Raw genomic sequence first — 12,848 nt, forward strand, 5'->3', positions numbered from 1 at the left:
CCATGTTTCTGTTGACAGATCGGACACCGAAGGACCGGGCCTTCAACCGCTAGAACAACGTATTAGTCGCGCTTGACTTCTTTGAAGTCGGCATCGACCACATCCTCATCGGCCGGCTTGGCTTCGGCTGCGTCTTGCGCCCCTTGCTGGGCCTGCATGTCGGCATACATCTTTTCGCCAAGCTTCTGCGAGGCAGTGGCAAGTGCTTCGACCTTGGCGTCGATCGCTGCCTTGTCACCGTCCTTGAGCGTCTCTTCGAGCTCCTTGAGGGCGGTTTCGATAGCTTCCTTCTCGGCAGCCTCAAGCTTGTCACCATGCTCTTCGAGCGATTTGCGCGTCGAGTGCAGCAAGGCGTCGCCCTGGTTGCGCGCCTGAGCCAGTTCCGCGAGGCGGTGGTCTTCTTCGGCGTTGGCTTCGGCATCCTTGACCATGCGCTCGATCTCTTCTTCGGTCAGACCGGAGTTGGCCTTGATGGTGATCTTGTTCTCTTTGCCAGTACCCTTGTCCTTCGCGGACACATGCAGGATACCGTTGGCGTCGATGTCGAAGGTCACCTCGATTTGCGGCACACCGCGAGCTGCAGGCGGAATGCCCTCGAGATTGAACTCACCCAATGCCTTGTTGCCGGCAGCAATTTCGCGCTCGCCCTGGAAAACCTTGATCGTCACTGCGGGCTGGTTGTCGTCAGCCGTCGAGAACACCTGCGAGAAACGCGTAGGAATCGTGGTGTTCTTGTGGATCATCTTGGTCATGACACCGCCCAGGGTCTCGATACCCAGAGACAAGGGAGTCACGTCAAGCAGCAGCACATCCTTGCGGTCGCCCGACAGGACCGAACCCTGAATGGCGGCACCAGCAGCCACAGCTTCGTCGGGGTTGACGTCCTTGCGAGGCTCGCGGCCAAAGAACTCTTTGACTTTCTCTTGCACCTTGGGCATGCGGGTCATGCCGCCGACCAGGATGACGTCATCGATGTCGCCGACCTTGATACCTGCATCCTTGATCGCGATGCGGCAGGGCTCGATCGTGCGCTCGATGAGTTCTTCGACAAGGGCTTCAAGCTTGGCACGCGTCAACTTGAGATTGAGGTGCTTCGGGCCCGAAGCATCAGCCGTAATGTAGGGCAGGTTGATTTCGGTCTGCTGTGCAGACGAAAGCTCAATCTTGGCCTTCTCGGCGGATTCCTTCAGGCGCTGCAGGGCGAGAACGTCCTTGGAAAGGTCGACTCCGCTTTCCTTCTTGAACTCGTCGATGATGTAATCGATGAGGCGCTGGTCGAAGTCCTCACCACCCAGGAAGGTGTCACCATTGGTGGACAGCACTTCGAATTGCTTCTCGCCGTCGACATCAGCGATCTCGATGATGGAGACGTCAAAAGTACCGCCGCCCAAGTCGTAAACGGCAATCTTGCGGTCGCCCTTCTCGGCCTTGTCCATACCAAATGCCAGCGCGGCCGCAGTCGGCTCGTTAATGATGCGCTTGACATCAAGACCGGCAATACGACCGGCATCCTTGGTGGCCTGGCGCTGACTGTCGTTGAAATACGCCGGTACCGTAATCACGGCCTCGGTAACTTCTTCGCCAAGATAATCTTCGGCGGTCTTTTTCATTTTGCGCAGAACATCGGCCGACACCTGCGGAGGTGCCAGCTTCTTGCCCTGGGCCTCGACCCAGGCGTCGCCGTTTTCGGCCTTGATGATCTTGTAAGGCATCAGGTCGATGTCTTTCTGGACGGCCGGCTCGTCAAACTTGCGTCCGATCAGTCGCTTGACCGCATACAAGGTATTCGCGGGATTGGTGACGGCCTGACGCTTTGCAGCGGCGCCAACCAGAATTTCGCCGTCCTGCAGGTAGGCCACGATAGAGGGCGTAGTACGCGCACCCTCGGCGTTTTCGATGATTCGAACCTTGCCGCCGTCAAGCACAGCTACACAACTATTGGTTGTGCCAAGGTCGATGCCAATGATTTTGCTCATAATCTTTAACCCTGAAAATGGATTCTTGAAACTGTTTGGTGTGCCGTTTGGTTGATCGATCCCGGATACCCAATCAACCGAACGGCACCCTGGGAATGTTTCTAATATTGGGGCGTCTTGAGGTTTTTCAAGCCGCCTTGCCGGACGACACTGTCACCAATGCGGGACGCAATACCCGCTCGGCAATTGTGTAGCCCTTTTGCAGCCGCTCTACCACACAACCCTCTTCGAATTCGGACGGCACCGTAGAGATGGCCTGGTGAATGTTCGGGTCGAATTTCTCGCCGGGTTCGGGCGCCACTTCTTTAAGCAGATTGCGCTCAAACGCCGAGGTCAACTGCCGAAGCGTGACTTCGACCCCCTCACGCCACGACTCGGGAGTCTGGTCGCTTGCCGCCAGGGCCGCCTCGAGACTGTCCCGAACCGGCACCAGGCTTTCAGCGAACGCCTCCGTGCCGAATTTGCGTGCCTTGACCACATCTTCCTGGGCGCGACGTCGAATGTTCTCGACCTCGGCCTTGGCTCGGAGCAGTTCGTCGTAATACTGCGCTACCTGCGCCTGCGCCTGCTCAAGCTGCGCAGCAAGATCTTCTTCGAGTTCCGGCTGGCCGGTGGTTTCCTCGGGCTGCCCGGAAGCATCAACGGATTGATTTTCTTCTTTGGGATCAATGGGTTGATTCGGTGCCGACATAAAGGATTCTCCAATTGCTATAGATGCGTTCAAAAGGAAATGGGGGCTGATACCCCCATTTCAAGTCTGTTAAGCCTGGAATTTCGCCCGTTGACCCGAATTGGCTCCAGACACCTGGAAAAATCAGTACACACGAAGGAACCGGCCCCTGTTCTCGCAGGCAACGCGAGATGCCCAAGCCTGATTATTGCGAAGTGGCGCCTGTGCCCGGAATCCATCCCTGCAGGTGGCGCTCGATGATTGCCGCAAAACCCCGCCCCCACTGCTCGTCGTCATTCAGGCACGGAATGAGCGAAAAGCGTTCGCCGCCTTCTGCCAGAAAGGCTTCCCGGCACTCGATATCAATTTCTTCGAGAGTTTCGATGCAGTCAGCCAGAAACCCCGGGCACATGACGTCGACGTGGCTGACTCCCTGCCTGGCCCATTGGCGCAAGGTAGGTTCGGTATACGGCTCCAGCCATTGCTGAGCACCAAAACGACTCTGAAATGCAACGTGAACGAAATGGGCACCACGGCCCAGCCTGCGGGCAAGCAAGACGGCTGTTTCCATGCAATCGCGTCGATAGGGGTCGCCTTTTTCGACGACAGCACGCGGCAGGCCGTGAAAGCTGAGCAGCAATTTTTGAGGCACGCCGTGCTGTGCCCAGTGTCGCTCGGCACTGGCCGCAAGCGCATCGATGTATTCCGGCTCGGTGTGAAACCGCTTGATAAATCGCAATTCGGGCTGATTGCGCAAGCGTGCTGCATAAGCACCCACGGCATCCACTGCCGTCGCCGTAGTCGAGGCAGCATACTGGGGATACATCGGTACCACAAGAATTCGATCACATCCGGCGCTGCGCAGACGCTCAATGGTATCGGACAGGGCCGGCCGACCGTATCGCATGCCCACCTCGACGCGCGCGTCTACTGCGCGAGCTCGCAGTTCACGTTCCACTGCCTGGCCCTGTGACACGCTCCATACCAGCAAAGGTGAGCCTCGCTCGTGCCATATCTGGGCATAACGAGGCACGAGCTTGCGGGGTCTTGAGGTAAGGATCACGCCCCTGAGAATGGGTTGCCACAGTATCGACGGCAATTCTATTACCCGGGGATCGGATAAGAACTCGGCCAGGTAACGCCGTATTGCCGACGCTTCGGGAGCATCCGGGGTACCCAGATTGATCAGCAGGACACCGAGCGGTCCGGGAGGACGAGGCTCGGGCTGGTCGGCAAACGCTTGCTCGTCGACCGGCTCGCTCTGAAAGCGGGACGAAAATAAGGCCGGCATAGAAAGTCAGGAAAAAGCTGCCCATACGCCGGGCAGCTGAAATTTAAACAAGAACTGCTAAAGCGGGCACTTCAGTGCCCGCTTCAAACTAAACGGGATAGTACCCCCACCCTGCGCTACGAATGGTTATGACTGAGAGCGTTCGACAAAAGGCGTGAGGTAATGTCGACGATCGGGATAACCCTTTCGTATGCCATGCGGGTAGGACCGATTACACCGAGTGTACCGACCACTTTTCCGTCAACCCCATAAGGGGCGGTAATGACAGAAACGTCTTCCATGGGCAGCAACTGTGAGTCGCCGCCAATATATATCTGCACGCCCTGCGCACGGCTTGAAACGTCGAGCAGTTGCAGCAGATCGGTTTTCTTCTCGAACAAGGCAAACATTCGACGCAGGCGATCCATGTCGGAAGCCAGCTCGGTTACCTCGAGCAATTTGCTCTCGCCAGAAATAACGACGGCGTCGTCGTTATCCTCGGTGGCCGTGCCCGCTTCGACGGCCGCCTGCATCAGCCGTGAAATGTCGGCCTGCAGGCTGGAAAGTTCGTCGGCGATTGCCACACGGACCTCGTCGAACGACATGCCAGCAAAATGCTGGTTGAAAAAGTTGCTGGCTTCCAGAAGCTCTTGCTCGAGATAATCGCGTTGTACGAAAAGAATGCGATTTTGCACATCACCGTCCGGGGTGACGATAATCAGCAGTACACGCTTCTCGGAAAGGCGAATGAATTCGATCTGCCGGAAAACCTGGGCGCGCTTGGGCGCCAGTACCACTCCCGCGAACTGGCTCAGATTCGACAACAATGTGGCCGCTGCGCTTATGGCACGACTGGGTTCGGCCGCCGGCAACATCTCGAGAATCTCGCTGGGCTGCAACACTTCGAACCGCTGTACCGCAAGCAATTTATCGACAAACATGCGGTACCCGCGCGGCGTGGGAACACGCCCCGCAGATGTGTGGGGGCTGTGTATGAGCCCGAGCTCTTCGAGGTCGGCCATGACGTTGCGGATGGTGGCCGGCGACAGGTCGAACATTTTCGACAACGTGCGCGAGCCCACCGGCTGACCGTCGGCAATGTAACGTTCTATCAGCGCTTTCAACAGCGCTTTGGCTCGATCATCCATTGGCATCTCGTATGCGCCCTGATGGTTAAGTGTTTTCCACAGGCAGCGAAGGCTCCCGGGAACTTATAATCAGGTCTATCTTACCCAAAACCAACAACAGAAGGCTTCACTCATGCATTTTAAAACCGTCGCGCTTATTGGCAGGTACCAGGACAGCGGCCTGGACGGTCCATTGCGCGAACTGTGCGCCACGCTGTCTGCAGCGGGCTGCCAGGTAATGATAGAAGCCGACACTGCTCAAAACACCGGCATTACCGATCTGCCCATCGCCGATTATCGCCAAATCGGAGAAACCGCCGACTTGGCCGTGGTCATGGGCGGCGACGGCACCATGCTCGGAGCCGGCCGCCTTCTGGCGCCATATAAGGTTCCACTCATAGGCATCAACCACGGCCGGCTGGGGTTCATCACCGATATACCGTTGCAAGATGCCACCAGTGCGCTCGCCCGAGTCATCGAAGGCGATTTTGAAATCGAAGACCGCATCCTTCTTGAAGGCCGCGTCGTGCGCGGCGACGAAGTCATGTTTTCGGGCCTTGCCCTGAACGATGTCGTCATCAATCGTGCGGGTCGCGGCGGCATGATCGAACTGCATATCGAGCTCGATGGCTCATTCATGTATAACCAGCGGGCCGACGGCCTGATCGTCTCCACGCCAACGGGCTCCACTGCATATGCCCTGTCGGCGAACGGCCCCATCCTTCACCCGCAGCTCAATGCCATCGTTCTGGTGCCGGTTGCGCCTCAAACCCTTTCCAATCGCCCTATCGTCATCCCTGACAGCGGCCTGCTCAGCATGACCATCACCGCGCTGGGCCGGGTCGAGTCCGGCGCAAGCGTGCATTTCGACATGCAAAGCTGGTCCGACTGCCAGCCGGGCGATCGCATCGACGTTCGGCGCGCCAACGACACTCTTCAATTCGTTCACCCCGCGGGGTACAGTTTTTTCTCCACACTGCGGCGCAAGCTGCACTGGAATCGCATGCCTCTACTGACAGACGACACCGAGTAAACCATGCTGCGCAGCCTTCACATTCGTGACTTCGTTATCGTCGACCAGGCCGAGATTCAGTTCGAGTCCGGTTTTACGGTCTTTTCCGGCGAGACAGGGGCTGGCAAATCCATTCTCATCGACGCCCTTTCGCTTGCCCTGGGAGCCCGCGGCGACGCCGCTTCCATTCGGCAAGGCGCCGAACGGGCCGATATCAGCGCAGTGTTCGACGTACCGCCGGCACTGCGACAGCCGCTTCTCGATCTCGATTTCGATCCCGATGACGCGCTGGTTTTACGCCGGGTCATCGACAACAGTGGGCGCAGTCGTGCGTATGTCAACGGCACGCCGGCAACTCTGGCGCAGTTGCGAACGCTGGGCGAATCCCTGATCGACATTCATGGCCAGCATGCTCATCAAAGCCTGATTCGACCGGCCAGTCAACGCGACATGCTCGACGCCCAGGGCGGGCATCAGGCCCTGGCTCACGATACGTTACTTGCCTGGCAAGCTTGGCAACAAGCCCAAAAGGCGTTTCAGAAAGCTCGCGACAACCAAGAGGCCCTGCAAACCGAACGCGAACGTCTCGAATGGCAAATTGGCGAACTCGGCCGACTCAACCCGCGCGAGGGCGAATGGGAATCGCTTAGCGCCAGCCAGAATCGGCTCGCTCATGCCCAGGCACTGCTCGAAGGTGCCACGCAGGCACTGGCCGCGCTCGATAACGACGAAAGCTCTGCCCAGCTGTATCTTGGTGCCGCCCTGCATCGGTTACAGCCCTTGCTGCGACACGACCCCAATTTGCAGGGCATATGCGACGCGCTTGAGTCGGCCCGCATTGCTGCCTCCGAGGCCGTGTCCGACCTCAACAGCTATCTCGACCGGCTCGAACTCGACCCCGACTCTCTGGCGCAGGCCGAGCAGCGCATGTCTGCACTTTTCGAGGCGGCGCGCCAATTCAAGGTCGAGCCCGAAGCATTGCCCCTGGTGCTCGACGACCTTAACGCACAGCTGGCCCAGTTGGATAGCGCAGGCGACCTGGCCGCCATGGCGCTGCAGGTTGACAAGGCAAAAGACCAATACCATCAACTGGCCGGGCAGCTCAGCGCCGCGCGAAAGAAAGCAGCCAAGAAACTTGCCAAGCAAGTCACCGAGGCAATGCAAACCCTTGCCATGCAGGGTGGCCGCTTCGACATCTCGCTGGAATCCACTGCACCCTCGGGGCATGGCAACGAAACGGTCGAGTTCCTTGTAGCCGGGCATGCAGGAGTTACTCCACGTCCCTTGGCCAAGGTAGCCTCGGGTGGAGAACTGGCCCGCCTGTCGTTGGCGCTGTCGGTAATAGCCAGCCAGGCCGCACGCGTGCCCACGCTTATTTTTGATGAAGTGGATACCGGGGTCGGTGGAGCAGTAGCCGAAGTGGTGGGGCGCCTGCTGCGCGAATTGGGTACACGCCATCAGGTACTGTGCGTCACGCATCTGCCACAGGTTGCAGCCTGCGGCGACCACCATTACGAAGTCAGCAAGGCCCTTGATCAGGGCACCACGCTGTCCAGCATTCAGCTGCTGGGCACCGAAGCCCGGGTCGACGAAGTAGCACGAATGCTCGGCGGTCTCAAGATTACCGACACGACCCGCAAGCACGCCCGCGAAATGCTCTCTCAATAAAATCGCGCCCCAAAAGCAGTCTGGCGACACTGCTTCTGGTGCGCGATTTCGTCACAGCCATCTGTAGCATGCACTTGGCAGTTGCCTGAATCAGGCTGCCCAAGTGCCAGGCAAGCGCCTACGCGACCTTGCCTTTGGTGGTGCAATCAGGACAAATGCCATAAAGCAGCATCGTATGGCTTTCAAGGGCAAAGCCGTGGTCCTTGGCGATCTTGTGCTGGCGTTTTTCGATATCGGTATCAGAAAACTCAACAACCTTGCCGCAATTCGTACAGATCAGGTGATCGTGATGATCGCCGTCGTTAAGTTCGAACACAGCCTTGCCGCCGTCAAACTGACTGCGAACCAGGATGCCGGCCTGTTCAAACTGCGTGAGAACGCGATACACGGTCGCCAGACCGATGTCCACGTCTTCGTTGATCAAGGCTCGATACACATCTTCAGCGCTAAGATGGCGCTCGTCGGCCTTGCGAAAAATATCGAGAATCTTGAGACGCGGGAAGGTCGCTTTCAAGCCCATATTCTTCAATTCATTCTGGTCGTTCATAGATAAAATAGCTCTGGCAGAAAATCAATATTGACCAGGCGGGAAGCCTGGCTCGGACAGATGCTGTGACGCGTTTCTTGTTATGCCTTTATGATAACGGTTTTACTCGAGTTCAATAACAGGGGCACTTCGTGCTGATGACTGCAAAACCATTGGCTTTAATTCTGCGCAACAGCATAGCTGTATGCGCGTTGGCGGCAGCGTTGTCTGCGTGCGGAAGCACGAAATGGGGGTTCCCGTATCGCGCAGACGTGCAGCAGGGTAACTGGGTAACGGCCGAACAAGTGGCCAGACTCGAGCGCGGCATGTCGCGCGAGCAGGTACGCTATGTACTGGGTACGCCTACACTGCAAGATATCTTCCATGCCGACCGCTGGGACTATCCCTACTATAACAAACCGGGTTATGGCCAAGCCGAGGCACGTCACTTCACGGTCTGGTTCGAGAATGACATTCTGGTTCGCTGGGATGGCGATGAACAGCCCGATTACCAGCCCTTCCAGGTTCCGGCCCAGACCAGCGGCTCCACGGCAGCAGATAACGAGACGTCCGCACCCACAGAAACCCGTCCAGCATCTGCGCCCGACGATGAAAACCGCCTGACATCGCCCGAAGAGGCCGAGAATGCAGCGGCAATTCGCGAGTCGCGCGCAGTCCCCGCGGGCCTGGATACCCCTTCGGTTCTTCAGAGCAACTTGCCTACCGAACCGGGCTCCCAACCGTTACGCTAAGGATTTACACCATGCGCATAGCAATTGCAGGTGCCGATGGCCGCATGGGCCGCATGCTGATTGAAGCCGTTCTGGCTTCCGACGACCTGAACCTCACCGTCGCACTCGATCGCGCCGGATCACCCTGCCTTGGCCAGGACGCCGGGGCGTTTCTCGGTCGGGAAACTGGCGTTCTGATCACCGACAACCTCGAAACGCTCAAGGATGCCGACTGCCTTATCGACTTCACCCGTCCCGAAGGAACCCTCAATCACCTTCAGGTGTGCGCGGGCCTGGGCGTCAAATGCGTTATCGGAACCACGGGCTTCGACGAAGCGGGCAAACAGGCAATTCAGGCCGCAGCCCAAAAAATTGCCATTGTCTTCGCCCCCAACATGAGTGTCGGCGTCAACGCCACCCTCAAGCTGCTGGATATGGCCGCAAAATTGCTCAACAGCGGCTACGATGTAGAAGTTTTTGAGGCGCATCACCGCCACAAGGTTGACGCCCCATCGGGCACCGCGCTGGCAATGGGCGAGACCGTCGCCAATGCCTGGGGCCGCAAGCTGGACGACATCGCCGATTGGGCACGCCATGGCCACACGGGTGCTCGCGAAAGCGGGCGTATCGGTTTTTCAGTCGTACGGGGTGGCGACATCGTGGGCGACCACACCGTATATTTCTGCGGTGAAGGCGAGCGCATCGAGATCACACACCGCTCAGGCAGCCGCGCCACTTACGCGCAAGGCAGCTTGCGCGCCGCCCGCTACCTCGCCCGCAAGGAGTTCGGCCTGTTCGACATGCAGGACGTCCTGTCCGCATAAAAAGCGACGCTTATCGGGCCCACGCCCCGACTGGCAAAAGCGGCTACCTGACGTCAACCGGCTCTTGCTCGAGTTTGACCCCGAACTGTTCAAACACGTCAGTGGTGATCGCCATGGCCAAACGATGAATATCGTCGGCTGTGGCGCCACCGTGGTTGACCAGGACAAGGGCCTGACGATCGTGCACCCCGGCAGGCCCCAGTCGGCGCCCTTTCCATCCAGCCCGATCAATCAGCCATCCTGCTGCCAGCTTATATGTGCCATCAGACTGCGGGTATGCAACCAGATCGGGCTCATTATCGGCGATGCGCCTGTAACTGGCAGCGTCAACAACAGGATTCTTGAAGAAACTGCCGGCGTTGCCCAGTACCTCCGGGTCGGGCAGCTTGCTTCGCCGAACTGCACACACTGCATCGAAAACCTGTTGTGCGGACGGCTTTGCACCGGTGTCAGGCAAGGCCTGTCTGAGTGCCGGGTAGTTCAGTACCGGACGCCATTTTCGCGACAGCCTCAGCCTGAGGGCCAGAATGAGCCAGCTTCCCGGTTCTGATCGTTTGAACAGGCTGTCCCGATACGCAAACTCGCAATCGCCCGGTCCCAGTTCCACCTTGCGGCCCGTACGAAAGTTCCAGGCCACCAGGCTGTGAAAGCACTGGTCCAGCTCTACGCCATACGCGCCGATATTCTGGACCGGAGCTGCACCCACCGTACCCGGAATCAAGGCCAGGTTTTCGATGCCGTGCCACGCCTGCCCAACACAGTGCGAAACGAAACCGTGCCAGTTTTCCCCGGCCTGCACCTCGACAACAATCTCGTCGGCATTGTCGTCCACCATCTGAAGACCGCGCGTCTCCACCTTGATGACCAGGCCGGAGACACGGGCACCAAGAACGACGTTACTGCCCCCGCCCAACACAAAGACATTCTTGTAACTTTGAGCCAGAGCAGACAATTCATCAATCTGCGCCGGATCGATGAAACGGACGAGCGCCTCTGCACGACTTGGCAGGCCCAAGGTATTGAAGGCGGATAGATCCTCGTTGGGAACGGAAGTCAGCACGGTGGAATTCAACACGGGTAAAAAGAACGATGATAATCGACGGCACGGTCGCATGTTTGGCACAGTGGCGCTTATTGCAGCGCTTGAACTGCCCCTGTGCGCGATTTGGTAAAGAAAAAACGCCATATGAGCAAGTGACCCGCCGTGCTGCTTTAAACCAAAAAAAAGTTGGACGGATTGCTAAAACGACAAAATTTATGCTATAGTTTTGTTCTTTGGTGCTAGCCACTAAAAGCTGCAGGCAAAGGGCCTTAGCTGTAGGCAAAAGGCCTTTAAGCAGTTTGCCTGGGTAGTATGGTTAGTCGTAAAGACTGGCAACTGACCAAGTGCAAATTGCGAAAGCCAATTGCAAAGGGCTGCTGATTGCAAAAGCTGCGAAAACGCGAATTGCAACAGCGCAAATTGCAGCAGCGAATTTATTGCAGCCAAATGGCAGCAACAAATTTGCAGCAGTAAAAAAAGTAGGATATAATTTCTTGCTTTCCAAACGCGGGAATAGCTCAGTTGGTAGAGCGCAACCTTGCCAAGGTTGAGGTCGCCGGTTCGAGACCGGTTTCCCGCTCCAGCATTTTAAAATGCAGCACGTCAAACAGGCTGCATTTACTAAAAAGGGTCCTTACGGACCCTTTTTTATTGCCTGGATCTTATTGCCCGAATCTTATTGCCTGAAACCGTTAGTGACACCGTTAGTGACTGAATCCGAGACAGCGCAGCGGCGGCGCCCAATCGGCGTTTACCCCATGGCCACCATCAATAATTCATGATTCAGGCCGGCGTCTATAACGCACGCCATGATCGCGCAATTGTCATCCCGCCGCCTCTTGTACTGCTTGCGCATACCCGGATTTCACCTTCTGGGTATTCAGGATTTCGTTGAATTCGAGAACATTCAAGTCGGGATCACGGATGAAGCAGACGTTTCTGCGTCCATGACCAAGCTGTGCGGGACCTTCCTTGATTTCAATGTTTTCACGATCAAGCCAGGCTACAAGCTCATCCATGCTGTCGATAATAAAGGCCGCGTGCGTGTAGCCGGGGCGCTTGATTGGCGCATCCAGCAGCACGTTGCCTTCAGTGGCCGCTTCGCCGTTGAAGATCAGGTGTATCCTCAGGCCAGTCGGGTGTATCAGTCCGCAGGCCTTGTCCTTTGGCGAGAACTCATCCGGGTCGCGAACAAAACCCAGTTTGGAATAAAAAGCCTCAGACCTGGCCAGGTCGGTGACGCGAATGCCGACATGATCAAGGTAAAGAGTGTCAAAACGCATAAAAACTCCAGATCAAATTTACGAAAGAAATGCGCCCAAATCACACGGACTCAGGCCGTAATACCGGCTCCCGCTGACTGAAAAGGAACGAAACGGGGCAGTTGCTCGACGTACCCCAGCCACGCACGTACATTGGGATAGGCGGAGAGGTCGATATTGCCTTCGGGTGCACGCGCGACATAGCTGTACAAAGCCAGATCAGCGAGCGTGGGCTGCTGGGTGCCCGCAATCCATGCCCTGTTTGCCAGGGTTTCCTCCATCACCAGCAGGGTCGCGTGCGAGCGACCGATCACTTCTTCGGTGTTGAAAGGCGCGCCGAACAACGCCACCAGACGTGCAGCGCACGGGCCGAACGCTATCTTTCCAGCGGCTACTGAGAACCACCGCTGTATTTCGGCTTCTACGACGGGGTCATCCGGCAACCAATGGGACGGACCGATCTTTCGTGCCAAATAGACCATAATGGCAAGCGAGTCTGAAATAATGGTGCCGTTATCGTCCAGCACAGGGACCTCACCAAAGGCATTGAGCGCAAGGTACTCAGGTTGGCGTTGGGCGCCGGCTGCCAGATCAACATTCACGGTCTCGTGTTCGATTCCTGCCAGCGATAAAAAAAGTTTGGCTCGGTGAGCGTGGCCAGACAACGGAAAGTAATAAAGCTTCATGACGGGTGTCCTCCTGTTCGACGGGTTCATTATGTGCCTTGTCTACCCTTGAGA

General features: G+C 57.3%; 12 protein-coding genes and 1 tRNA gene. 5 read left to right on the plus strand and 8 right to left on the minus strand.

Annotation, left to right across the window (positions count from 1 at the left end; all coding sequences use genetic code 11):
• Positions 1–62: 62 nt before the first annotated feature.
• The 4 genes from dnaK to hrcA all read right to left on the minus strand — a co-directional run bounded on the left by dnaK (position 63) and on the right by hrcA (position 5,064).
• The gene (gene dnaK, locus Q1J88_RS02020) at positions 63–1,976 is read right to left on the minus strand and encodes a molecular chaperone DnaK (protein WP_301115734.1); all 1,914 of its coding nucleotides are present in this window, start codon (positions 1,974–1,976) and stop codon (positions 63–65) included.
• Between the two features lie 127 nt (positions 1,977–2,103).
• The gene (gene grpE, locus Q1J88_RS02025) at positions 2,104–2,667 is read right to left on the minus strand and encodes a nucleotide exchange factor GrpE (protein WP_301115735.1); all 564 of its coding nucleotides are present in this window, start codon (positions 2,665–2,667) and stop codon (positions 2,104–2,106) included.
• A 184-nt stretch (positions 2,668–2,851) separates the two neighbouring features.
• Positions 2,852–3,937, minus strand: a complete 1,086-nt coding sequence (gene hemH / locus Q1J88_RS02030) for a ferrochelatase (protein WP_301115736.1) — start codon at positions 3,935–3,937, stop codon at positions 2,852–2,854.
• Positions 3,938–4,053: 116 nt separating this feature from the next.
• Complete coding sequence (hrcA, locus tag Q1J88_RS02035) at positions 4,054–5,064, minus strand: heat-inducible transcriptional repressor HrcA (protein ID WP_301115737.1); 1,011 nt, start codon at positions 5,062–5,064, stop codon at positions 4,054–4,056.
• Between the two features lie 112 nt (positions 5,065–5,176).
• Here hrcA and Q1J88_RS02040 point away from each other — a divergent pair, with 112 nt between their 5' ends.
• The gene (locus tag Q1J88_RS02040) at positions 5,177–6,076 is read left to right on the plus strand and encodes an NAD kinase (protein WP_301115738.1); all 900 of its coding nucleotides are present in this window, start codon (positions 5,177–5,179) and stop codon (positions 6,074–6,076) included.
• A gap of 3 nt (positions 6,077–6,079) precedes the next feature.
• Positions 6,080–7,723 carry a DNA repair protein RecN gene (gene recN, locus Q1J88_RS02045; protein ID WP_301115739.1) on the plus strand — a complete coding sequence of 548 codons (1,644 nt, stop codon included), beginning with the start codon at positions 6,080–6,082 and terminating at the stop codon, positions 7,721–7,723.
• A gap of 118 nt (positions 7,724–7,841) precedes the next feature.
• Here the strand turns inward: recN and fur are convergent, their stop codons facing one another.
• Positions 7,842–8,270 carry a ferric iron uptake transcriptional regulator gene (gene fur, locus Q1J88_RS02050; RefSeq protein WP_301115740.1) on the minus strand — a complete coding sequence of 143 codons (429 nt, stop codon included), beginning with the start codon at positions 8,268–8,270 and terminating at the stop codon, positions 7,842–7,844.
• 137 nt (positions 8,271–8,407) lie between these two features.
• Here fur and Q1J88_RS02055 point away from each other — a divergent pair, with 137 nt between their 5' ends.
• Positions 8,408–9,001, plus strand: a complete 594-nt coding sequence (locus tag Q1J88_RS02055) for an outer membrane protein assembly factor BamE (RefSeq protein ID WP_301115805.1) — start codon at positions 8,408–8,410, stop codon at positions 8,999–9,001.
• A gap of 11 nt (positions 9,002–9,012) precedes the next feature.
• A complete protein-coding gene (gene dapB, locus Q1J88_RS02060; protein WP_301115741.1) occupies positions 9,013–9,804 on the plus strand; it encodes a 4-hydroxy-tetrahydrodipicolinate reductase in 792 nt (263 codons plus the stop codon).
• A gap of 43 nt (positions 9,805–9,847) precedes the next feature.
• On the opposite strand, the gene murB is transcribed toward dapB, so the two are convergent.
• Positions 9,848–10,864, minus strand: a complete 1,017-nt coding sequence (gene murB / locus Q1J88_RS02065; protein ID WP_301115742.1) for a UDP-N-acetylmuramate dehydrogenase — start codon at positions 10,862–10,864, stop codon at positions 9,848–9,850.
• Between the two features lie 489 nt (positions 10,865–11,353).
• Between murB and Q1J88_RS02070 the strand changes: the two genes are divergently transcribed.
• Positions 11,354–11,429 (plus strand) — tRNA-Gly (locus tag Q1J88_RS02070).
• Positions 11,430–11,670: 241 nt separating this feature from the next.
• On the opposite strand, the gene Q1J88_RS02075 is transcribed toward Q1J88_RS02070, so the two are convergent.
• Positions 11,671–12,129, minus strand: a complete 459-nt coding sequence (locus Q1J88_RS02075) for a VOC family protein (RefSeq protein WP_301115743.1) — start codon at positions 12,127–12,129, stop codon at positions 11,671–11,673.
• Between the two features lie 50 nt (positions 12,130–12,179).
• The gene (locus tag Q1J88_RS02080) at positions 12,180–12,794 is read right to left on the minus strand and encodes a glutathione S-transferase family protein (protein WP_301115806.1); all 615 of its coding nucleotides are present in this window, start codon (positions 12,792–12,794) and stop codon (positions 12,180–12,182) included.
• Positions 12,795–12,848 lie beyond the last annotated feature (54 nt).

The sequence above is a fragment of the Pusillimonas sp. genome, from assembly GCF_029263785.1.
Taxonomy (GTDB): domain Bacteria; phylum Pseudomonadota; class Gammaproteobacteria; order Burkholderiales; family Burkholderiaceae_B; genus Pusillimonas.

Bases quoted from the DNA above. Each gene is read 5' to 3' on its own strand.
- Q1J88_RS02055 (WP_301115805.1), top strand. From the start codon at position 8,408: ATGACTGCAAAACCATTGGCTTTAATTCTGCGCAACAGCATAGCTGTA.
- hrcA (WP_301115737.1), bottom strand. From the start codon at position 5,064: ATGGATGATCGAGCCAAAGCGCTGTTGAAAGCGCTGATAGAACGTTAC.
- dapB (WP_301115741.1), top strand. From the start codon at position 9,013: ATGCGCATAGCAATTGCAGGTGCCGATGGCCGCATGGGCCGCATGCTG.
- Q1J88_RS02075 (WP_301115743.1), bottom strand. From the start codon at position 12,129: ATGCGTTTTGACACTCTTTACCTTGATCATGTCGGCATTCGCGTCACC.
- grpE (WP_301115735.1), bottom strand. From the start codon at position 2,667: ATGTCGGCACCGAATCAACCCATTGATCCCAAAGAAGAAAATCAATCC.
- Q1J88_RS02040 (WP_301115738.1), top strand. From the start codon at position 5,177: ATGCATTTTAAAACCGTCGCGCTTATTGGCAGGTACCAGGACAGCGGC.
- recN (WP_301115739.1), top strand. From the start codon at position 6,080: ATGCTGCGCAGCCTTCACATTCGTGACTTCGTTATCGTCGACCAGGCC.
- dnaK (WP_301115734.1), bottom strand. From the start codon at position 1,976: ATGAGCAAAATCATTGGCATCGACCTTGGCACAACCAATAGTTGTGTA.
- Q1J88_RS02080 (WP_301115806.1), bottom strand. From the start codon at position 12,794: ATGAAGCTTTATTACTTTCCGTTGTCTGGCCACGCTCACCGAGCCAAA.
- hemH (WP_301115736.1), bottom strand. From the start codon at position 3,937: ATGCCGGCCTTATTTTCGTCCCGCTTTCAGAGCGAGCCGGTCGACGAG.
- fur (WP_301115740.1), bottom strand. From the start codon at position 8,270: ATGAACGACCAGAATGAATTGAAGAATATGGGCTTGAAAGCGACCTTC.